The sequence below is a fragment of the Chthonomonas sp. genome (assembly GCA_016788425.1).
GTDB lineage: Bacteria > Armatimonadota > Fimbriimonadia > Fimbriimonadales > Fimbriimonadaceae > JAEURQ01.
The window spans coordinates 322,083-342,581 of the sequence record JAEURQ010000001.1 but is presented as its reverse complement, the minus strand read 5'-3'; the positions used below and the strand labels follow the sequence as shown (position 1 = coordinate 342,581).

18 protein-coding genes are annotated in these 20,499 nt (G+C 60.2%); 7 read left to right on the top strand and 11 right to left on the bottom strand.

The features are described from left to right. From JNJ45_01680 to JNJ45_01670, 3 genes are all read right to left on the bottom strand, one after another. The gene (locus JNJ45_01680; GenBank protein MBL8047369.1) at positions 1-834 is read right to left on the bottom strand and encodes a prepilin-type N-terminal cleavage/methylation domain-containing protein; all 834 of its coding nucleotides are present in this window, start codon (positions 832-834) and stop codon (positions 1-3) included. After that, positions 821-1,450, bottom strand: a complete 630-nt coding sequence (locus JNJ45_01675; protein MBL8047368.1) for a hypothetical protein — start codon at positions 1,448-1,450, stop codon at positions 821-823. The genes JNJ45_01680 and JNJ45_01675 overlap by 14 nt, the downstream gene beginning before the upstream one ends. A gap of 97 nt (positions 1,451-1,547) precedes the next feature. After that, entirely contained in the window at positions 1,548-2,285 is a 738-nt protein-coding gene (locus JNJ45_01670; protein ID MBL8047367.1) for a hypothetical protein, read from the bottom strand. Between the two features lie 67 nt (positions 2,286-2,352). Here JNJ45_01670 and JNJ45_01665 point away from each other — a divergent pair, with 67 nt between their 5' ends. Next, positions 2,353-3,279: a lactate/malate dehydrogenase family protein gene (locus JNJ45_01665; GenBank protein MBL8047366.1), complete on the top strand. Its 927-nt coding sequence runs from the start codon at positions 2,353-2,355 to the stop codon at positions 3,277-3,279. Positions 3,280-3,341: 62 nt separating this feature from the next. Here the strand turns inward: JNJ45_01665 and JNJ45_01660 are convergent, their stop codons facing one another. The 3 genes from JNJ45_01660 to JNJ45_01650 are packed head-to-tail and all read right to left on the bottom strand — an operon-like array spanning position 3,342 to position 5,872. Continuing rightward, positions 3,342-4,328, bottom strand: coding sequence for a ketoacyl-ACP synthase III (locus JNJ45_01660; GenBank protein MBL8047365.1), 987 nt, complete (start codon positions 4,326-4,328; stop codon positions 3,342-3,344). Between the two features lie 9 nt (positions 4,329-4,337). Further along, positions 4,338-5,345: a phosphate acyltransferase PlsX gene (plsX, locus tag JNJ45_01655; GenBank protein ID MBL8047364.1), complete on the bottom strand. Its 1,008-nt coding sequence runs from the start codon at positions 5,343-5,345 to the stop codon at positions 4,338-4,340. Continuing rightward, positions 5,342-5,872 (bottom strand): DUF177 domain-containing protein, encoded by a 531-nt coding sequence (locus JNJ45_01650; protein ID MBL8047363.1) that lies wholly within the window; start codon positions 5,870-5,872, stop codon positions 5,342-5,344. The genes plsX and JNJ45_01650 overlap by 4 nt, the downstream gene beginning before the upstream one ends. Positions 5,873-6,018: 146 nt before the next feature. Between JNJ45_01650 and JNJ45_01645 the strand changes: the two genes are divergently transcribed. Further along, on the top strand, positions 6,019-7,311 hold the full coding sequence (locus JNJ45_01645; protein MBL8047362.1) for a hypothetical protein: 1,293 nt from the start codon (positions 6,019-6,021) through the stop codon (positions 7,309-7,311). Between the two features lie 66 nt (positions 7,312-7,377). On the opposite strand, the gene JNJ45_01640 is transcribed toward JNJ45_01645, so the two are convergent. Then, positions 7,378-8,094, bottom strand: a complete 717-nt coding sequence (locus JNJ45_01640; protein MBL8047361.1) for an META domain-containing protein — start codon at positions 8,092-8,094, stop codon at positions 7,378-7,380. A 61-nt stretch (positions 8,095-8,155) separates the two neighbouring features. Here JNJ45_01640 and JNJ45_01635 point away from each other — a divergent pair, with 61 nt between their 5' ends. Both JNJ45_01635 and JNJ45_01630 read left to right on the top strand, forming a co-directional pair. Continuing rightward, complete coding sequence (locus JNJ45_01635; GenBank protein MBL8047360.1) at positions 8,156-9,808, top strand: AAA family ATPase; 1,653 nt, start codon at positions 8,156-8,158, stop codon at positions 9,806-9,808. A gap of 23 nt (positions 9,809-9,831) precedes the next feature. After that, on the top strand, positions 9,832-10,350 hold the full coding sequence (locus JNJ45_01630; protein ID MBL8047359.1) for an HIT domain-containing protein: 519 nt from the start codon (positions 9,832-9,834) through the stop codon (positions 10,348-10,350). Here JNJ45_01630 and JNJ45_01625 read toward each other — a convergent pair. Next, positions 10,319-10,885 (bottom strand): hypothetical protein, encoded by a 567-nt coding sequence (locus JNJ45_01625; GenBank protein ID MBL8047358.1) that lies wholly within the window; start codon positions 10,883-10,885, stop codon positions 10,319-10,321. The two genes, JNJ45_01630 and JNJ45_01625, sit on opposite strands and share 32 nt — an antisense overlap. After that, positions 10,882-13,113 carry a UvrD-helicase domain-containing protein gene (locus JNJ45_01620; GenBank protein MBL8047357.1) on the bottom strand — a complete coding sequence of 744 codons (2,232 nt, stop codon included), beginning with the start codon at positions 13,111-13,113 and terminating at the stop codon, positions 10,882-10,884. Before JNJ45_01620 ends, JNJ45_01625 begins: the two co-directional genes overlap by 4 nt. 100 nt (positions 13,114-13,213) lie before the next feature. On the opposite strand from JNJ45_01620, the gene JNJ45_01615 reads away from it, so the two are divergent. Then, positions 13,214-14,665, top strand: a complete 1,452-nt coding sequence (locus JNJ45_01615; protein MBL8047356.1) for a hypothetical protein — start codon at positions 13,214-13,216, stop codon at positions 14,663-14,665. A 34-nt stretch (positions 14,666-14,699) separates the two neighbouring features. Further along, entirely contained in the window at positions 14,700-15,488 is a 789-nt protein-coding gene (tatC, locus tag JNJ45_01610; GenBank protein ID MBL8047355.1) for a twin-arginine translocase subunit TatC, read from the top strand. Here tatC and JNJ45_01605 read toward each other — a convergent pair. Continuing rightward, the gene (locus JNJ45_01605) at positions 15,485-18,982 is read right to left on the bottom strand and encodes a hypothetical protein (protein ID MBL8047354.1); all 3,498 of its coding nucleotides are present in this window, start codon (positions 18,980-18,982) and stop codon (positions 15,485-15,487) included. The two genes, tatC and JNJ45_01605, sit on opposite strands and share 4 nt — an antisense overlap. A 101-nt stretch (positions 18,983-19,083) precedes the next feature. Between JNJ45_01605 and pdxH the strand changes: the two genes are divergently transcribed. Beyond that, complete coding sequence (gene pdxH / locus JNJ45_01600; GenBank protein MBL8047353.1) at positions 19,084-19,683, top strand: pyridoxamine 5'-phosphate oxidase; 600 nt, start codon at positions 19,084-19,086, stop codon at positions 19,681-19,683. Here the strand turns inward: pdxH and JNJ45_01595 are convergent. After that, entirely contained in the window at positions 19,672-20,484 is an 813-nt protein-coding gene (locus JNJ45_01595) for a hypothetical protein (GenBank protein MBL8047352.1), read from the bottom strand. The two genes, pdxH and JNJ45_01595, sit on opposite strands and share 12 nt — an antisense overlap. Positions 20,485-20,499 lie beyond the last annotated feature (15 nt).

Sequence of the window (20,499 nt, the reverse complement as noted above, 5' to 3'; positions counted from 1 at the left end):
TTATTTGTTGCGCAATCGCATGCGCGTCGAAATCTCAACTGTTCGGTTTTGGTCGGTGTAGGTTCGATTCTTCCAAGTCGGGCGAATCTTAAGCGTCACCAAAATGTCGGTCGCGTTGCAACCACCCTCGCCGCCCACCACCGTGGCCGGGTCCACCGAGTAGCGCGCATCCACAAGCGCTCCCCAACTCGGTGCCTGAGCAAACCGCAGCAGGTCGCCGTCATATTCCGCGTCGCCCGAGTCCAGTAGTTCGGTGCCGTTCATCCACGCCTCTTGCGCAAAGCCGGGCTTGTCGCCCTGCGGCATGGTGCGCGTGCGGAACTTAACGTAGCTGCTCTCGCCATGAAATGTCTCGCGGCAGGTGTATACAAAGTTGGATGCCGTTACGTTCGTCGCCACCACGCGGTCGAGAGTCGCGGTGGACGCGTTGCCGTTATTCAAAGTTGCCTGATAGCGGGTCAGCACAAACGGGCCATCGGCGCCGCTCTGCGTTCGCAAATAGTAGATGTACGCGTTGTATTGCCCGGCCACCAAGCTGGTGCCGCTCACCTTAGGTACGCGCACGATCAAGGTGTTGCTTTCGTTCGCCGTAAACTGGGCGTTTCCGTTCGGCGGCCATTGAGCCAGCAACAGGTCCGAATCGCGCAGATCGCGAGTCAGAATCTCAATGCTGCTTACGCCCTTCTTGATGGTCGAACCACCCGCCGTGAGCTTGCTTGCGACGTTCGTCATCGCGACGTTCGTGCCGATCACCGCGCCGAGCGCTAGCAAGCCAATCGAAACCGCCACGCCCATTTCGGCGAGCGTAAAGCCGCGCTGCTTAACACGGGCCATAGGTAAATGTGCACCCTCCCACTTCTTCTTCGGTGGTGCCGCCACCACCGCCGCCACTGCTGCCACCGCCGCCGCTCGTGCCGCCGTCAGTCGGCGTCCAATCGGGAGGCTGGTCATCGTCTCCGGGATATTGCGGATTGTCGTTCGGATCGGGAGGAGGAGGCGGGTCGTAAACGCCCGTGTAAGAAATGTCAAGCGGCTGCACCGAGCAAAGGCCCGTCAACATCACCTCGCTCCAGGGTGCGGCGTTCATCGTTTGCGAGGAGGAGACGCTGCGCCAACGCACGGCGACGATAATCTGCTGCAAGTTCGAGTCGCCGGCAAACTCACGAATCGTATATTCGCCGGTCATCTCCAGTCCGCCGGAACCAGTCGGAAACTGGGCCAACAAGTTCGCCGGAATCGTAAATGGCTGCTGCGACATATTCGGGCGATTGCTCGTTGCCAGAAGCTTGAGGCTCTCCAGCTTTTCGCGAGCCGCCTGAAGAGCAATGGAGCGCACTTCGGTTTGCTTGTTAACCTTGGTGGAGACGCTCGCCATGGAGAGCACGGCCATTGTGCCGCCCACCGTGACAAACAGGCCAAACAGGGTTTCAATCAACGTGACCCCTGCCACCAATCGCCGAGTTAGTTTTGCGTTTCGCATGTACATGGGGCGCAATAGCCCCTGCCTCATGCTGGTTCTTCCACAATCTCAGCTTTTGTGGCTGGTATTAAGAACCGTTTTTCTCGTCGGGGTCTTCAATCAGGCTGCGTTCAAAAAGCTGACGGAGTTTGTCGCGCTCCTCGCGTTCCTTTTGCCGATCAGCCGCCGCATCCAAAATGTTGCGCGTGTTCTTTGCCTTGTTGCGAGCGGCCCGATCCAGTCGCACACCACCTGCCCCCGAGCGTTGGCTTTGCACCACAAAGTACGTGATCCCCAACGCCGGCAACGTAAAGAGTCCAAGCGCGGGATGAAAGTCCATCATCCGGAAGAACAGCAGCAGGCACGAGAGGCCGGCAAACAGGAGGCCGCTCAGCGGCAGCACACAGAAGAGATTGATCTTGGCCGTCCGATTCTGCAAGCCCCAGACAATCGCAAAACCAACGCCAAGTTCAAACGGTCCCCCGAGTTGGAAGTACGTGTTGAGTGTCTTTGCCCCGACAAACACACAGAGGCCAACCAACGTCGCGAAGCCAACGCTCGCGAGCAACGCGCCTTTCCAGCCGTTGCGGGCTTCCACCTGCGCGCCAAACATCCACATCCACACCCCACTGAGGATCAACCAAAACAGCGACGAACCGCTGAAAACCGGCGCGAGCGGATAGGTCAGGAACGTCCAGGGCTTGCCGTCCGGCGTCAATGCCAGCGCCTCGGACAGACCTGGCACCCGCACCATGCTCATCAAAAAGGTGAGAAACACCAACCCGAGCAGGGTGAACGTCACCGGCGAACGCGAAAACCACTTCATGAATAACCCTATTATCAGAACGAACGAGACGGTTCAATAGCTCCCAACCCTGCCATAATCAACCCGTATGAAAGTCAGCATCATTGGTGGCGGTGGACGCGTTGGTTCGGACGCCGCTTTCGTATTGCAGTGTGCCGGAATTGTCCGCGAAATCGCGTTGGTGGATGCCAACAAGGACATGGCCGACGGCGAAGCGCTGGACCTGCGTCATGGCGCGGCCCTCATGGCCAACCAAACCTTTACCAGCAGCGATCAGTACGATATCGTGAATGGCAGCGACTGCGTGGTGATCACCGCCGGTCTGCGCCGCCGACCCGATGAGAGCCGCCTGGAACTGATCAACCGCAACGTTGGTCTGTTCAAGGGAATTCTCGACAGCCTCAAGAGTTGCAAGCTCGCCGAAGGCGCGACCATCGTGGTTGTGTCCAACCCGGTGGACATCCTGACGCACCTCGCCGCCAAGAGCGGAATCCTGCCCGAGTCGCAAGTCATCGGTCTGGGTACCGTGCTCGACACGTGCCGCTTCCGATCGCTTCTGGCCGACCACTTTAAGGTCAATGCCACCGACGTCAAGGCACTCATTCTCGGTGAGCACGGCGACACCATGGTTCCCATGTGGTCGTCGGCCACCATCGGCGGCGTCTCCATGGCCACCATTCCCGGGTTCACTCCCGAAATCGCGCAAGGCGTCTTCGACTTCACGCGCAAGTCGGGCGCCGAAGTCATCCGCCTGAAGGGTGGCGCAGGCCGCGCCGTCGGCGTGAGCATCGCCGAAGTTGTCCACTCGATCGCGCTGAACAAGCATCAAGTGCTCCCCGTGAGCGCGGTGCAAGGTGGCGTGCTCGGCGTCAGCGATATCTCGCTCTCCATGCCGACCGTCGTTGGCCGACATGGCGTGGTGAAGATTCTTGAACCGGCCGTGACCGCCGAAGAAAAGGCCGCCCTGCAACACTCGGGCGAAGAGCTCAAGAAGATCTGGGCGCAAATCCAGTAAGCCGACCGACAAAAAAGACCCCTCGCCAAGCTGGTGAGGGGTCTTTTTTTTTGCGCTAACTTCTACCAGCGGATGAGGTTCGCGCCCCACACGAGGCCCGCGCCAAAGCCAACCGTCATCACCAGGTCGCCGGGCTCGAGGCGTCCCGATTCAGAGGCTTCGTAAAGTCCAATCGGAATGCTTCCCGCGCTCGTGTTCCCGTAGCGATCCACGTTGATGAACACCTTCTCGGGTGGAAGCTCCAGACGCTTGGCCGCCGATTCGATAATGCGGATGTTTGCTTGGTGCGGCACAAACAGCGAGATGTCCTCGCTCTTGAGGCCCACGTTGTCGAGCACGCGCTGGCAGGCATCGCCCATGGCACCCACCGCGAAGCGGTAAACCTCGGAGCCCGCCATGTAAATCTTGGGGTTGTGACCTGCGCTATTGGCCGAGCTCATCGGGTACTTGCTCCCGCCAGCCTCAATCAGTATATGGCACGCGCCACCGCCGTCACTCAGCATCTCGGTGTGCAAGATGCCTCGATCCGTATTCTCTTGGCCGGTCAAAATCACGGCTCCCGCGCCATCGCCAAACAGCACGCAGGTACCGCGATCCGACCAATCCACATGTTTGGAGAGCGTATCCACGCCAACCACGGCGACATGCTTGGCTCGCCCGGCTTCGATCATGCTTCCGGCAACGCTGGTCGCGTAGATAAAGCCCGCGCAGGCCGCACCGAGGTCAAAGGCACCGGCCCGTTTCGCGCCGATCGCATCTTGGATTAAGCACGCATTCGAGGGGAAAATGTAGTCGGGGCTCACCGTGGCGCAGATGATCATGTCCAGATCGTCCGGGCCGAGTTTCGCCTTGCCGAGGGCATTCGTCAGGGCGGTGGTCGCGAGTTGCGAACCGGTTTCGCCTTCGCGGCAAATGCGGCGCTCGCCGATGCCCGTGCGTTGCCGAATCCATTCGTCGTTGGTATCAACGATTTTGGCGAGATCGTCGTTCGTAACGATGTTGTCGGGAACCGCCATTCCGGTGCCAGCCACGACCGCGCGAATGCTCATGACTCCAGTTTAGCCCACGACGGCGCTTGTCGGGAAGGCTTCTGTTAATCCCGCGCGAATCGCGTCTTGCAAGTTGTGCTCAATCGCGCTCTCCGCCTGGAGCAATGCGTTCATCATCGCCTTGGGATTGCTGCGTCCGTGGCAAATTATGCACACGCCGTTGAGGCCGAGCAGCGGCGAGCCGCCAATTTCAGCGTAATCCATCTGCTTGCGGATCGGCGCCATCACCTTGCGAAGCGGCAAGTAGGGCAGCTTGAGCAGCGGGTTGGTCGGCAGCTGCTCCTTAATCATGCTGCTCATGTACTCGGCCACGCCCTCCGCCGTTTTCAAAATCATGTTGCCGACAAACGCGTCGCAAACGGCGACGTCCACCTGGCTCTTGAACACGTCTTTGGTCTCCATGTTCCCGCGGAACCACGAGAACCCCGAGAGGCATTCATAAGCCGCCTTGGAAAATGCGTTGCCCTTCCCCGGCTCCTCGCCGATGTTCATCAGGTGAACCGTGGGGTTCTTGCGACCCATTACGCTGGACATGTACGCGCGGCCCATGATCGCGAACTGGATCAAGTCTTCGGGATCAACGTCCGGGCTTGCTCCGGCATCCAGCAACAAGAATCGGCCGTGCTTGTTCGGCATCGCGCTGCCAATGGCGGGGCGACGAATGCCAGTGATCTGTCGCCAACTCAGCAGCGACCCCGCGGTGCAAGCCCCCGTGCTCCCGGCGCTCACAAACGCCTCGGCTCGGCCCTGTTTCACCAGGTCAATGCCCATCACGAGGCTGGAGTTCTTCTTCTTGCGAAGGGCTTCCATCGGCTTTTCGTCCATGTCCACGACTTCGGGCGCGTCAAGCAGTTCCACCCGATCAGGCACCGTTCCTTTGAGGCAGCGCTGCATGTCCGCCATCCGGCCAATGAGAATCACCCGGCTCCGCATTTGCGGCAAGGCCAGCAGCAGGCCCTCAATCACGGCTTCGGGGGCGTAGTCGCCGCCCATGGCATCCAAGACGATGGTGGTCATTGCAAGTCAGAGTTCAATTCGCGAAGCTTGTCGAACGGGTGCTCCTCGTCCGGTTTAGTCCAGCTCGCGATGAGCTCCTGAGTTTCCGGATTCGCTTCCTCGGCGCAAGTTTCACAGAGGGGACGCATGGGCATGTTAATCCAAAGCCCCTGATGGAGCAACTTTTCCACCATGAGGTGGTTGCCTTGGAACAGCGGGTACGGCTCGTCGTTCGGCGCCATCCGCGCGTAGTCGTCGCTGGCGAAGCTGCTGGGCGTGCCCTCCACCGGGAATTCTTCCTCCATGGCGAAGCTCAATTCGGCTTCAAAGGGTTCGCCGCAACGGGAGCATTCGATCACCACGCGGGTACTGAAATCGCCGGTGACCAACAGCATGCTGCCGGTGCTCACAACATCCAGTGCACCCTCCAGCGGGCGCACCATGTCCAGGTCTTCTTCTTCGGGGAGTTCGGTGCTTAAGTCCACCGAAATGACTTTCCCGGGATGCTGCAGGGCATCGTTTAAGTCCAGCAGATCATCTCGCTTCATCCCTAAATTGTACCTAGCGCGGCGTCCGCCCCAAAATTTTGAGGCATCAAGCAACATTCCCTGAAAACAGTGCAAACTAACCCCGAGGTTCGCGCGTCCAAAATGCGAATCATCTTTGCGGGCGAGTTTTCGCCTGAAGTACAGCTATGAAGAGCACTGGATTTTGGAGTAAGTGGGTTGTGGTATCGGCCATGGCCACAGTATTGGTGGGTTGTTCGGGCGATGGCGGCGGTGGCGCAGTTGTTGTCCCGCCGGTGGCGAGCCGCAGCGTGCCGCTCATCAACCTCGGCACCAACAGCACGGTCAGCCTGGTTTACCTTTCGGGCCAAGATCGCCGATCGCGCGGTGTGGGCTCGCAAATTGCCGACATCCAAACGGTTCAATTGCAAAACGGCCCGTCGGATTTTGTTCCCGGCACCGAGCAAGTGACCCCCAGCACCCTGAGCGTGATGCTCGACGGCTACACCATCAACCAACGCGATATCGCGATTCCGATGGCCGGCCAAGTCGAGAAGAACTTCACCGAATACCCGCTCATCATCGACCAACTTCGCGAGGTCACCGACTCGTCGGGTTCAACCGTTCTCCGTTCCGCTCCGGGCACCTACGCTTACGAAACCACGGACCCGTTCGACGTGCGCGTCAAGGTTCTGCCGGGCCGCTCGACCAGCCTGCAAGTGCGACTCGATGACCTTACGGTGCAATGGATCCCGGGTCAAAACGTGGTGTTCGACGAAGACCGCTTTACCAACCTGAATTACGATCCGGTGAGCCTTTCGATCAAGGGCTTCCTGAACGACTACATTTCGTTCGACATCTCGAACATGCCCAGCGGCGATCGCCCCGTGGTGGATTCGACCGGTGGTGCCGCCGAGCGCATCTACTTCTCGGGCGACGGCATCGCGATCAGCGAAGGTCTCGGCACCGGTTCGGTGTTCGAACTTCTCGACCCCATCGCCATTAAGAGCGGTACGGTTCGCGAAGGCGCAACCATCGCCGGCAAGAAGGCCGCGAACACGTTTAAGCTCGACGAAACCGATCCTAACCTGAACCTCAAAACGGCTCTGGTGGGAACGTGGAAGAACTACTCCGACGTGATTACGCCGACGGACACGGTGACCATGGTCGCCTTCCCGGGCAGCGAAGAAGACAATCGCGACACGCTGGTTCTCTTCCGACGCAACTCCGGCGGCGTCATCAGCGGCATGTGGCACGGCTACGTGGACTACAGCACGACCGATACGACCACCGGCATCTTCCGCCTATTCCCCATCGCCACTCTAGCCGATGGCCAAACAACTGGTGACGAAGTCGCGGGTACGGTCTCGGGTATCGTCCGCAGCGGCGGCGTGGTTCGCCGAGCCAACTGGGATGCAACCGGCACCCTTCCGGGCAGCTTCAGCTTCCCCAACAACGGCGCCTTCGCGGTCTTCCGCTAGGTCGCTCCCCGAGAACAACGAGAACCCCGCCTGATTCAGGCGGGGTTCTTTCTTTTGACTTTGTGGCTACTTGCCTCGGCTGTAGCGAAGCAACTCTCGATCGTCGCGCAGCAAGATCAGCAGGTTCCCTCGCATCTCGACGCGGTTCACTTGCTGAAGGCTTTGCAGCAGGTTGCGCTCCACCGCCATCTGCTCTTCCGAACCCGCCATCATGGTCATGGGGCCGGGATCAATTTGGAGCGTGGGCGAATCCCAACTAAATTTCCCGCCGAGCCCATTGACTCCGGTGTGGCCCTGAAACTCGCGCTTGGCGAAGTCAAACTTGATCATCGGAGCGCGGCCCAAAACCTTCACGCTATTGCCCATGATCGAAGTGAGATTCCACGTCGGGCCCGCCCAGGCGGGGGCACCGGCATCCTTCACCAGGCTCATGTTTACCTTCGCGTTTCCGGTGACTTTCACCGAGACTCCCTTGGCCGTTGACCAGAAGCCGTAGTCAGAATCCTTGATCTCCGCGCCAACCGTAAACTTCCGCTTGGCAAACCGGTCGGGCACGGTAAACGGCAATGTGTACGCCACCGGAACCTGCTTTCCGCTCAGCAACATGCGGACCGTGCTGATGCGAATCACTTGGTCGCCGTCCATCATGTCGAGGAACACCGTGACTTCGGCACGAGGAGTGAGCGCGATGCGCTCCCGAAACGTGACGGTACCGGTGATCACATGCGAATGCGACGATTGAGTCATGGCCAACCCGGCCAGCGAGGAGAGTAACAAACTCATACATACATACTACGAACGCTTCGCCCAATCAGGACCGGTTTCCATGGCGTAGAGTAAGTATATGTCCGCCGAATCGCGAGTCGAAACCATCCTTTTGATGCTGGAACAGCTGAAGCAAGAAGGGGCCACCGATCGCCTGAAATTTGAAAACCAGCTCTTCGCGTTGCGGGCCGAAATCGAGCAGATCGCCCAATCCGAAGCCGAGCGCGAGGCGTTGCTCTCGCAATACGCCGAAGCATACGAAAAGCTCACCGCACCGGCCAACCGCATCGGGCTGTATTTGCAACCGCTGGCCGATAGTCGTCACCTGATTGCGCAGGGCGAAGGCGAGCTCGTTGCCCTGGCCGACCCCAAGGTCAACCCCGACGATCTCACGACCGGCACCCGCGTCCTGCTCAACGAGGCTTACGCCATCGTCGGCACGCTTCCGCCGCACGAGGGCGGCGCGCAGTTCCGCGTGATTGAAGTTGTGGACGAGCGTCGCCTGCGCATCGCAGTGGACGCGCAAGGCTCCGCCACGCGCCTGGTGTGGCGTGGCCCGACGCTGAGCGAAGTGGTGGCTGGCGACGAAGTGCGCGTGGAGCCCTCCGGGCGCGTCGCGGTCGAAACCATCCCCAGCCAGGAGACCCAAGACTATTTTGTGGAAGAGGTGCCGCCGGTGGAATGGTCGGATGTGGGCGGTCAGCAGGAGGCCATTCGTCTGATCCGCGAGACCATCGAGCACCCTCTGCTCTATCCCGAAATCTATGCCCGCTTCGGCAAGAAGCCCATTAAGGGCGTGCTCCTCTTCGGCCCTCCCGGCTGCGGAAAAACCCTCATTGGCAAGGCGATTGCCCACAATCTCGCGAAGGAGTATTCCGCCCGCGTTGGCCACGAGGTGAAGGACTACTTCATGCACATTTCGGGACCCAAAATTCTGAATATGTGGCTTGGCGAAAGCGAACGCATGGTGCGCGAAATCTTCGCCACTGCCCGCAAGAAAGCGAAGGAAGGCAAGCTGGTCGTCATCTTCATTGACGAAGCCGAATCGCTCCTCCGCACGCGCTCCTCGGGTCGCCAACTCAACATCAGCAACACCATCGTGCCGCAGTTCTGCGCTGAGCTCGATGGCATGGTGTCGCTGGAAAACGTCGTCATCGTGCTCACCAGCAACCGCCCCGATTTTATCGACCCGGCGATCCTCCGCCCTGAGCGCATTGACCGCAAGGTCAAAATCGCGCGACCGGACCGCGAGTCGTCGGAATCCATCTTGGCGATTCACCTGGCTGGCGACACCCCGCTCGATCCCGAACTCCTCACCGAGTGGCGCGGCGAAGCCGAGTGCGCCCGCAAGGCGCTGATTGAAGGCACGGTTGCCCACCTCTGGCGAGAGAATAAGGAGACCGAATTCCTGCAACTCACCGAGCGATCGAGCGGCCAGCGCACGCTCTACTGGCTCGACATGGTTAGCGGGGCCCTCCTCAAGTCGGTCGTGGATCGGGCGAAGGAGGCCGCGATTCGTCGAGCCATTAGCGAACCGACGGTGCCGCACGGCATCAGCATGGCCGACATGCGCGAGGCGTTGGTCGCCGAGTTCCGCGAGAACGAAATCTTCCCGCGTAGCGACGCCACCGGCGACTGGCTGAAGCTCATTGATATTGAGCCCGAGCAAATCGTCTCGGTGCGGCCGCTCGCCGGGCAGAAGGTGCGCGCGAGCAAAAGCGACATCATTTAACGAATCCGCGCCAAAATGGGAGCATGGAACGCCTCTATGCTCCCTGGCGCATGCTCTACCTGAAGGGTGAATCTGCGAGCCGAGTAGAGGTTCCAGCGGGCGGAAGCCTGTTTGCCGCCCTAGCCGCACGGGGCAACGACGCCGAGGCTGGAATCGTGTTTCGAGGCGAGCATTCGTTTGTGATTCTCAACGCGTTCCCTTACTCCAACGGTCACCTCATGGTCGTGCCGAACCGCATCACAGGCGACATCGCCGCCCTCAACGGAGCCGAGCTCAAGGAAATTAACCAATTGGTGAAGGCCGCCGTTTGTTGGCTGCGCCTCGCCTACAACCCGCAGGGGTTCAACGTCGGCATCAACATCGGCGAGGCTTCAGGAGCCGGAATTCCGAACCATATTCACTGGCACATCGTGCCGCGCTGGAGCGGCGACACCAACTTCATGACCACCGTCGGCGAAGTACGCGTACTCCCGCAAACGCTGGAAGACACGTTTAACCTTTTGGTTAAAATCAGCGCCCAGAACCCGCCGGACCTTTCGTAAGCAGCAGAGATCGCACCAGCGACATCCCCACAAACTCCTCGTGCTGAACCAAGCCCAGGTCGCGAACATAGAGGTAGGTCAGCACCCGCTTCTCGCCTTTGAACCCAATGGTTAACGTCGTTTTGCGCGCAGGTAGCGTGCGGGTCGCCTCCTTGTATTCGGCGTCGGTCGTGCTGATCTCCGCCGAGGCTTGTCGCGGGCCACTGGCCGTTTCTACGGTTCCTTTCCAGACCATCGAGGAGTCCGAGTAAATCGGGAGCGCCGGCACAAAGCTGGTTCCGGCGAGGCGGTTGGCCAAAAGCTTGCCGTCATTCCACACCAGGTGGCTTGGCCCGCTATCGCTGACAATCTCAAATCCTTCGCGACCCGCGACCGGCACGCGAGACCGCACTCGAAACACTTCCACACTTGAGTTCAGGCCTGACTTGGCCACGTAGGTCCATTCCTTGCCCACTTCCATCGGCCACCACGAGCTGTTCGATCCGCCGCAGCCAACCAACACGAAGCCGGCCGCAACGCCGAGCAGAATCTTCACTCGATCACCACCAGCTTGGCGAAGCTCTGCACCATCTTCTTCGTGCCGATCACGCCGGGGAACGTCACCGTGACTTCGCAATCGTTCTTCAAAGGCGCACAGGCAATGACAATGCCGATGCCGAACTTGGCGTGCGTCACCCGCTGGCCGACCTTGAACGGCGCCTCCCACGCGGTGAACACTTCTTCGGGCTCCTCGCGGACCGCCTTGTTGATCACCTGATAGCCGCCCTCGCGTTCGCTGCGCACGCTCCGCACGGGCGATTCGTAGCCATACGCCGAACCCGGCGCATACTCCAGCTGCAACAGGTCTTCCGGAATGTCGTCCAAGAACCGCGACCGGCGATTGAAGTTGGCGCTGCCAAACACGGTCCGCCGACGGGCGTGCGTCATGATCAACTCCTCGCGGGCACGAGTGATGCCCACATAGGCAAGCCGCCGCTCTTCTTCCAATTCGCTGGGGTCGTTTTGCGCCCGCGAATGCGGGAAGACATTTTCTTCCATCCCGACCAAAAACACCACCGGAAACTCCAGGCCCTTGCTGCTGTGCAGCGTCATCAAGGTCACGGCCTCGCCGGTTTCGGTGAGCGTGTCGATGTCGCTGATCAGCGAAACGCTCTCCAAAAACCCGAACAGCCCACGCCCCTCTTCGTCGCTCGCGTCGTAGGTCGTGGTTACGTTCACCAGCTCTTGCAAGTTTTCCAGGCGGCTAATGCTCTCTTCGGTGCGTTCGGCGCGAAGCTCGTCTTCATACCCACTGTATTTGAGCAGATGCTTGAGGATCGCGGTGACGGGCTGCCCTTCATCCGCCATCTGCCGGGCGTCCTCAATCAGGCCGACGAACGACTGAACCGCGCCGCGGGTCTTGGTCGTCATGCCGATCTGCAGTTCTTGGTCGCTCAGCGCCTCAAACGCGGTGCGGGCGTATTTGGTCGCCCAGCCCTCGAGTTTGCCCACCGTAGTCGCCCCGATGCCGCGCGTCGGGGTGTTCAAAATCCGCTTGAGGCTAATCGTGTCGTTCGGGTTTTGCACCACGCGCAAGTATCCGATCAAGTCCTTGACTTCCTTGCGCTCGTAGAACCGGACGCCGCCCACCAGGATATGCGGAACGCGCATCGTGAGGAACGCTTCTTCAAAGGCGCGGCTCATGGCGTTGGTGCGGTAGAGCACGGCGTACTCGCCGAACTTGCGACCGGTGCGTCGCTGGTGACTCAGTACAAGGTCGGCGACAGCCATCGCCTCGTCGTTCTCCGAGCCTGTCTCCTTGACGATGATCAGCTGCCCGTCGTTGTTTTCGGTCCAAAGACGCTTGTCGGTTCGCGATCGGTTGTGCTTGATCACGTGGAACGCGGCGTCCAAAATCTTCTTCGTCGAGCGGTAGTTCTGATCCAGCGTGATGATTTTGGCGTCGGGGTAGTCCGAGCCGAATCGCAACATGAGTGACACATCCGCCCCGCGCCAGCCATAAATCGACTGGTCGTCGTCGCCGACGATCGTGAGGTTGCGGTGACCCTCCCCAATCAGCTGGGCAAACCGATATTGCGTAAAGTTGACGTCCTGGTACTCGTCGATCAGCACGTGCTGAAATCGCTGCTGATACTTCTGGCGAACCTCGGGCGCGTCCTCCAGCAGCTTCACCGCATAGTAGAGGATGTCGTCGAAGTCCAGGGCCGACGCCTTGGTGAGCCGGTTTTGATACACCGGATAAATCTCCGCGACGCGCTGCTCGAAGAATGTCGCCGCCTCGCGCTTGTAAACCTCGGGCGTCACCATTTTTTCCTTCGCGCGGCTAATCTCGCTGAGGATGCCTCGCGGCTGAAACGCCTTGTCGTCCAGGTTCTGCGCCTTGAGAATGTCCTTGATCAAGGTCAGTTGGTCGCCGTCGTCATAGACAACAAAACTGGGGTCAATCCCAATGGCCTTACCTTCCATGCGGAGCATGCGCGCGCAGATGCTGTGGAAGGTGCCCATCCAAAGCGACCGGGCGTCGCTCGAACCGACCATCTCTTCGATGCGCTCCCGCATCTCCTTGGCCGCCTTGTTGGTGAACGTGACACTCAGGATGCGGTAAGGCGCCACGCCCTCGGCGATGAGCCGCGCAATGCGGCACGTGATGACCCGCGTTTTGCCCGAACCCGCGCCCGCTAAAATCATGATGGGGCCGCCCGGCCACTCGACGGCCAGTCTCTGTTGGGGGTTCAGCGTGGAGGGGTCGAATGGAATCACCATCTGCCGAGTATTATGACGGTTGAAGTTGTGGAAACCGTCGCTGTAACACTTGCCGACGCGGTCTCGTCATACACAATGAACCCAGGAAGTTTTCATCCACATGAAACGAACACTTGCTAGCTTAGTTGGACTTGCGTTAGTCGCAAGCGTTTTTGCCCAAGGGGCCTTTACCATCCGCCGCCCGACGAACGGATCGCTGGTCCGCGAAACCATCAAGGTCCGCATCCCCCGCGCCAGTATCAGCGAAGGCAGCTACGTTGGCATTTGGGTGAACGGCAAGTTCCTCGAAGCCGTCGTCCCGAGCTTTGGCGATAAGGTCGAAGACGGCCTTTGGATTTACGAACTCGACTCGAAGGAACGCGAACTGGCGGACGGCAACCTGAAAATTGAAGCCGTGCTCTACGCCCCGTTCGGCGACGGCACCCGCGTCGTCAACCGATCCAGCGTGAACGTTCGCCTCGACAACCGCAGCTCGCTCAAGGCACCCGCCGGCGGCTTCCAACTTCGATACAACTTTGTGCCGGGTCAAGAAATGATCTACTCGGTCAAGATGCGCGTCGGTCGCAGCGTCATCAGCGAGGCGCAAGCCAAGCTAGGCGGACGAGCTGCTGAGTTGGGCGCCGAAGTCATGGCGTTCCGCTATCTCATCGGCTTCGATCAGCGACTCGAAAATGGTAGCCGCGGTTTGGTTCGGATGCAGGCGCACCCGAACAACGGTAAGGATTACGTGACGGTTCAAACCTCGGGCGACGACGCTCCGAAGAAGTACTACAAGGACACGATCAACCCCATCTACATGATGATCAGCAACACGGGTCGTGAAATCTTTGGTCGCGCGCCGTTCTACACCGGCATTGATGGCAACTCGGGCGGCTTGTCGAACACGAATCTGTACGCAACATTCCCGCTTCCGGTGCTTCCGCAAAAGGGTGTGACCGTCGGCTCCACTTGGAGCGCAAGCTTCATCAAAAACAACGGCACGACGCCCGAGAAGATTGCCGAAACCCCGAACGTGACCACGCTTACCCCGGCCCGCGGTACGGTCGAAGCGATTGAGTACCAAAACGGCGAGCGCACGGTCAAGGTCCGCAACAAAATTGCCGTGAGCGGCGCCGGCGGTGGCGGCGTTGAAGACGAAGAAATTTATTGGTTCAGCCTCGATCGCGGAGTCGTGCTCAAGATTGAACGCAACTTCACCCAAACCACGCGCATCCGCGTCACGCCGAGTGGCGGCGGTGGTGGTGCAGCCGGTGGCGGTGGCACTCCGGCAGGCCCGGGTGGTAAGCGCGGACTGGGCGCAGGTCCTGGTGGTGGCGGCGGCGGTAACGCTGGTGCTTCCATGGACAATCGCTCCGGCCCTGGCGGCAGCCCGACGGTTCCGACCGGCGCATTCCAAGGCAAGGGTGGCGGCGGTGGTCGCACCGCTGGTCCTGGGGCAGGTGGCGGCGGCGGCAATGGTCGCGGCGGCAGCGGTTCGGGTAGCGGTGGCGCGTACCGAGTCGTGCGCGAGCGCATCCAAACCATCATGACGCTGGACGCGATCACTCGCTAAGGCAGAGTTGCTCCTACCCGGCGTAACAAAAGCAGTGAGGCGGCACCTTCCGGAAGACCCGGAAGAGTTCCGCCTCTCTTTTATTGGTCACCTGGAGGAGCTGCGAACGCGGCTCATTCGGTCGCTCATGATCCTCTTGTTTGCCTGGGTCGGCGCTTGGTTCTTGCAACCCTCCGTCTATCGGGCGCTGGAGAAAGTGGTCATGGGCGCGGTTCCGAAGGGCACGCAGTCAACGGTCGCGTTTCACACGATCACCGACCCGTTCATGCTCAAGCTCTCCAACTCGCTGGTGCTGGGCATCATGATCGCGTCTCCGCTGCTGATCCTCCAACTTTGGGCGTTCATCGCTCCCGGACTCAAGCCAAACGAACGACTGCCCTTCCAGCGCGGTGCGCCGGCCGCGATTTTGCTGTTCGCCATCGGATGCTTCTTTGGCTGGATCGTCTTACCCTCGGCCTACGAGTGGTTTGGCAGCTACTTGGAAGACTACGGCAACGCCGGGCTCTTCCAAGACCCCCTAAAAATGGTGAGCCTCAGCCTAAAAATGCTGCTCGCGTTTGGCATCGGCTTCCAGCTCCCGCTCATCACATTTATCCTCTACAAGTTTGGAATCCTGCGCCCGAGCACGCTCAACCGCTATTGGCGGCACAGCACGGTCATCATCTTCATCGTCTCGGCGGTGCTCACGCCGAGCAACGACCCCTTTAGCATGCTGATGATGGCGCTGCCCTTGACAATCTTGTTCTTCGGGACGATCGTGGTGATCCGCGCGATTGAGTCCCGCCAGCCATGGCCCGCGGAACTCAATCGGCTCGACGTTTAGAACGTTCCCGATCCACGCGTCAGCTCAAACGTCGGCGACACCGAGTTCGCGCCGCTGAACTTGAGCGTCACATTCACCGACTTGCCCGCCGGCAGGCTTGCCGGAAGGTCGATGAACGGGGCCGGGTTCACAAAGCTCACGCCGGTCTTGTTGGTCAGGTCAATATTGCCCGGCACTCGCACAATCAGGTGCAGCGGCCCGGCCAGGGCCGAAGCCCCAGTGTTCGTCAACCGCACGGTCATCGTCACCTGGTTATTGCTACCGTTCTGACCGAGCACCGACACCGAGTAGCTCCCCGCGCTGATCACCGTGGCCCGCTGAATCGTGTAGGTCAGCGAGTTCGTGAGAGACACGGCGCCCGTTCCCGGATCGCTGAAGATTGAGGTCTGCGTCGGCAGAAACTGGTTTGAGGTCCAAGGCTGGGCAATTGCGCGCCCGCCCACCGTAGCGCGCAGCGGATCCGTCGAAACCAAGGTCGAACCCGGTTCCCCGGTCGAGCCAATCCCGGCGATCAGACCGATCTTTTGCGAGGGCGAGATGCCGCCCGGGAACAGGTCGCGAAGCTTAATCGCAATCTCAAAGCCCTTGGCCGGGTCGGTCTTGTTGACCCGCGACTGGAACGCAAACGTGCCCGGATAGCGCGCGAACTGCGCGGGGCTGCTGGCGCTCAGGCCATACAGGCCGACCGTCGAGCCAAAGGCGAACGGCGTGGTCGGACCGCCAATAAAGTCGGTACCCATGGCCGAGGAGAGTTGAGCCTGCCGGAACATCGCCACACCAAACTCCGCGCCGAAACCACTCGGCGCGGTGAACGGTCGCCGCGAGAGCAGCCTCGTCGCCGGGCCGGTGTCATCTCGAAGCGCCGCCATGTTGGCGATTCCCGTGCCCGCCGTCGGATCGGTATCCAGGTAAGCAAAGAACCCGTTCGTCAAGTTTTCGCTCGCATCCACGTTCCCTGCGTAGCCCAGATACAGCGTATCCACCGAATTGCGGACATACGCATTGTCCAATCGGTTCGCGTTTGAGGTGGCCACCCGCAGCTGAGTCAGGTTCGCCGAGCCATAGTTGGCCAGGTCGCCATCCACCTTGTAGGCCGCCGTTAATTGCGCCCGCTCCAAGTACACAACTTGCTGGAATTCGCTAAAGAATTTCGGACCAGTGCCGCCCTTGAACACCCGCACCTTGATCATGTGCATGCCGTCTTCCAGGTTCGAAAGATTCACACTCGCCAATCGGAACGAGCCGTTGGCCAGCTTCGTCATTGGCACGTAGCCATCCGTCAGCCCCTCGGTCGTGCCGCTCAGCGGAGTCACGCCGTTGACGGCCACGCCGCCATTGAGTTCCAGGAAGGCCGAGTCGCCGGTGCCGTCGGTCTGCACGTTAATCGTGACCGGATCGCTCGTTCGCAGCCGATACGCGACGAAGACTTGCGAGATGCCGTTGAACGAGCCCGCCGGGTTGGCGACCTTCTCGAGAGAGAGCGGGGTGCGGCTTTTCTCGGAGCCGTTCAGCGAGAGTTCGATGGCCGGATCGTTCTGCGCTTGCGGCGTAATCGGCGCGTACAGTACGTAGCCGCGAGCGTTGTTCGTCACCGTCGCCGTACTGTTGCTCGGCACGGTGATGCTGACCAAGCCTGTCGCGCCGACGGTCACGTCGGGTCGCTGGCCGCTGTAATCGCGGAGCACGGTGCCCGCCGGAAACGCCGTCTGCACGCTCGTCGTGGTCGAGCTCACGTCGCCGCGATCGTTCATGCCCACGAGCAAAGTTGATTGCCCGCCTACCTGCCGCTCAAACACGTACAGGTCGCTTTGCACGATGCGGTTGTAGATGGTGCCTCGCGCAAACCGCTTGTTCACGTCGAGGATCGGCGCCAGGATGCCGTCGCCTTCCAGCGAATCGCCCCGACCCGGTCGCGGGAAGTTGCTCCAATTGTTCGGCGCGATGTTGTTGCCGTCGTAGTACACCTTGGCGCGACCCGGGCGGGTCAGCAGGTAGGCGTAACCCAAATTGTTCGCGGTCGGCGGCCCGTCGTCGTGACTTTGGATAAACGCCACGCCCGTATCAAACCCGAGCCCGCCTGCTTCGTAGGCCAAGCCGGTGGAAGCATCGAGCCCATAGCTGTTGCCAAACGACGCGCCGATATTACCGAACCCGTTGCCATTCAGCAGGGTTCTGGCCGAGAAAAAGAACGGAAAGTCCAGCAGGTTCATGCCGGTTTTGGCATGTTCGCGCAGCTCGTACGAGTTGCTCGTATACGACTCGCCAAAAATGTAAAGCTCCGGCGAGTTGCGGAACAGGCTCGGCAAAAGGTCGCCGTTATTGTACGTGCGGCCCGTCACTGGCTGGTCGGCGGCGTAACCCAAGTACTGCGGCGGCATGTGCTTCACCGCGTCCAAACGGTAGCCATCAAAGCCGATGGAGGCGGTCATCCACTCCATCCAGCGACGAAGAAACTGGCGCACATCCTCGGCCACCGGCACGCCATTGGCGTAGTACGCGGGCACCAACGGGTGCCGCACGAAACTCGGCTTGCTGAACGAATTGAGCGGCGCGTAGCTGGGCGGCGTAATGCTCGTCGCGATGGCGTTGCCATCCTCGTGGGCAATGTCGGTCAGCCCTACTAGGTCGTGATTCAGCATCGCGTTGCTAAACGGCCCCGGATTCAGATTAAAGTCAATCTCCGAGTTGCTCGTGTTGGCCGACGAGTTGATATGGAAATCTTCCGGAATCATGTCCGGGTAGCTGTTGATCGCCGAACTCGCACGGTTGTCGTTGTGGTTCAGAACGATGTCGCAATAGACCTCGATGCCCAGCCGCTTCGCGGTGCGAATGAGCTCCTGCAATTCCTGCGTCGTGCCGTACTTGGTCCGCAGCGAACCCTTTTGCATGCGGTCGCCGAGGTCAAAACGGTCGAACGGGTTGTAGCCGACCGAAAATCCGCCGCCCCCGCTCTTCACCGGCGAAGGCAGATAGATGGCCGAGTACCCAGCCCGCACGACTTCCGGCAACCGCTGAAGAATCGTCTTGTATTCGGTTTCGAACCACTGCAGGATCGGGCCACGGCGAAAGTTGCTGGCAAAGCGACTGACAAAGCCGTAGTTCGCAAAGCTGTTGTTGTCGTACTTTGTGGTCTCGCCCGGCGAATCCGCCTTGATGTAAAAGTCGATTTGCGTGCCCTTGGGGAATGGCCCCATGACCGCCCACCACTGGCTGTTGTTGCCCACATTGAAGTCGAAATTGAAGGTTTGCTCTTGGGTGGTCGACCAGTTGTTGGTCGTGTAAACCAGCTTGACCGTCTGGCTCGGCTGAATCGGATAGGTCTGAGTGACGACCGTCAGCGTTTGGTACGCCTCCACAAAGGCGCTACGCTTCGGGAATTCAATTCCGTTGAGGTAGAGCTTGGTGTTCCCCACCCACTGCACGGCTCCGACCAGCGACGGCAACGCAGCCATCAGGGAGCTCGCGACCCACAACATTGAGAGGCGCATTTTCATGATTACAAGTCCTATTATAAGGCTAGAATACGAATTCACGGCATTTGTTCGATAGGTTTTTTCGTTTTTTCTGCACACGCAATTCGGACACAATCAAGGCGATGGATCGCAGTTCGTACACGAAGGGAGAATTGACCGAGGCGAGCCTGCTGCCGAACCCCTTAAAGATGCTGGCAGCGTGGCTTGAGGACGCCCGCCACGAGACCGAATCCACGGCCATGTGCCTGAGCACGGTCTCCGCCGATGGTTGGCCGAATGGCCGGATGGTGCTCTGCCGCGGCATTGACGAGCACGGCATCGTGTTCTACACCAACTACGACTCGCAAAAGGGCCACGAGATTGAAGCCACTCATCGCGCCGCCGCCACGTTTTGGTGGGGCTATCTCGAGCGGCAAGTGCGGCTGCAAGGCGAGCTCACCCGGGTCTCGGCGGCCGAGTCCGACGCCTACTTCCTCAGCCGTCCCATCGAGAGCCAACTCGCCTCGACCATCAGCCCGCAAAGCCAGGTCATTGGTAGCCGCGAAGAACTCGAAGAGCTCATGGCCAAGGCGATGCCTGGCCCGCGACCCGAGAATTGGGGCGGGTACCGTCTGGTTCCGCGCTGGGTTGAATTTTGGCAAGGACGTCCGGCACGACTGCACGATCGATTGCGATACGTGCGAGAGGACGACGCCTGGCGGGTTGAGCGCCTAGCTCCCTAGGGCCTCGATGAGGGCGCGCGAGACCTCCGCCGCCTTGCTCGGCACCAGGTGGATGCCGTCCGAAGTCACCACGTCGGCCTGCTGCATGGGCTGGCTCCAGGTGTATTCGCCTTGCGGAAACTCGCGCGCGATGCGCTCGCGGATTCCGACAAATTTCGGCGTCGCTTCGACCTCAGCCGAAGCAAGCATCTCCAACAGCACCACCTTACAGCCGCGTGCTTGCGCCGTCGCGATTTCGGTCTTCAGACCGCTAATCACGGTTTCCAAGTTATTGGTTTCCCAGGCCGGAGTGGGCACGGTGTGGCGTCGCACAGCGCCCGCAATGGCCTCCGGCGAAGCCGGATTATCCTGCCCGGCGAGGCTCTTGCGGCGGAACTTGGAGAGCAAAATGTCGGTCGGCTGGTAGTCCTGCCGCAAAAACTTGGCGTGTTCGGCCACCCACTTGTGATACGGCGAAAGCATGCTGTTGAGCATCTGGGTTTCTACGCCGTTGGCCAACGTGAACGACATCTCGACAAAGATCAGCCGCGGCTTATTTGGCGAGGCGTTCACCGCTTTGAGGCCCGTAAGACCCGATGTCCCCAGCACGCTGAGATTGTAGAACCGCTTGTCAATAAGCTGAGGCTTGAGCGTCTGGCCCATCGAACTCCCGCAGATCACCGCCTCCACCTGCGGCATCGGGTCAGTCGCAAACTTCTCCAGGGTCACCCAGTTAAGCTGATACTGCGAAACGCCTTGGCCACTCGGAACCTTGCCTGACTGCACCAGCAATCCGTAGCTGGCCACCAGCAACAGCGCCACGCCAAGCGAGGGCTT

Coding starts and splice junctions, on each gene's coding strand:
- JNJ45_01680 (MBL8047369.1), bottom strand. CDS start 834: ATGGCCCGTGTTAAGCAGCGCGGCTTTACGCTCGCCGAAATGGGCGTG.
- JNJ45_01670 (MBL8047367.1), bottom strand. CDS start 2,285: ATGAAGTGGTTTTCGCGTTCGCCGGTGACGTTCACCCTGCTCGGGTTG.
- JNJ45_01665 (MBL8047366.1), top strand. CDS start 2,353: ATGAAAGTCAGCATCATTGGTGGCGGTGGACGCGTTGGTTCGGACGCC.
- JNJ45_01660 (MBL8047365.1), bottom strand. CDS start 4,328: ATGAGCATTCGCGCGGTCGTGGCTGGCACCGGAATGGCGGTTCCCGAC.
- plsX (MBL8047364.1), bottom strand. CDS start 5,345: ATGACCACCATCGTCTTGGATGCCATGGGCGGCGACTACGCCCCCGAA.
- JNJ45_01650 (MBL8047363.1), bottom strand. CDS start 5,872: ATGAAGCGAGATGATCTGCTGGACTTAAACGATGCCCTGCAGCATCCC.
- JNJ45_01645 (MBL8047362.1), top strand. CDS start 6,019: ATGAAGAGCACTGGATTTTGGAGTAAGTGGGTTGTGGTATCGGCCATG.
- JNJ45_01640 (MBL8047361.1), bottom strand. CDS start 8,094: ATGAGTTTGTTACTCTCCTCGCTGGCCGGGTTGGCCATGACTCAATCG.
- JNJ45_01635 (MBL8047360.1), top strand. CDS start 8,156: ATGTCCGCCGAATCGCGAGTCGAAACCATCCTTTTGATGCTGGAACAG.
- JNJ45_01630 (MBL8047359.1), top strand. CDS start 9,832: ATGGAACGCCTCTATGCTCCCTGGCGCATGCTCTACCTGAAGGGTGAA.
- JNJ45_01620 (MBL8047357.1), bottom strand. CDS start 13,113: ATGGTGATTCCATTCGACCCCTCCACGCTGAACCCCCAACAGAGACTG.
- JNJ45_01615 (MBL8047356.1), top strand. CDS start 13,214: ATGAAACGAACACTTGCTAGCTTAGTTGGACTTGCGTTAGTCGCAAGC.
- JNJ45_01605 (MBL8047354.1), bottom strand. CDS start 18,982: ATGAAAATGCGCCTCTCAATGTTGTGGGTCGCGAGCTCCCTGATGGCT.
- pdxH (MBL8047353.1), top strand. CDS start 19,084: ATGGATCGCAGTTCGTACACGAAGGGAGAATTGACCGAGGCGAGCCTG.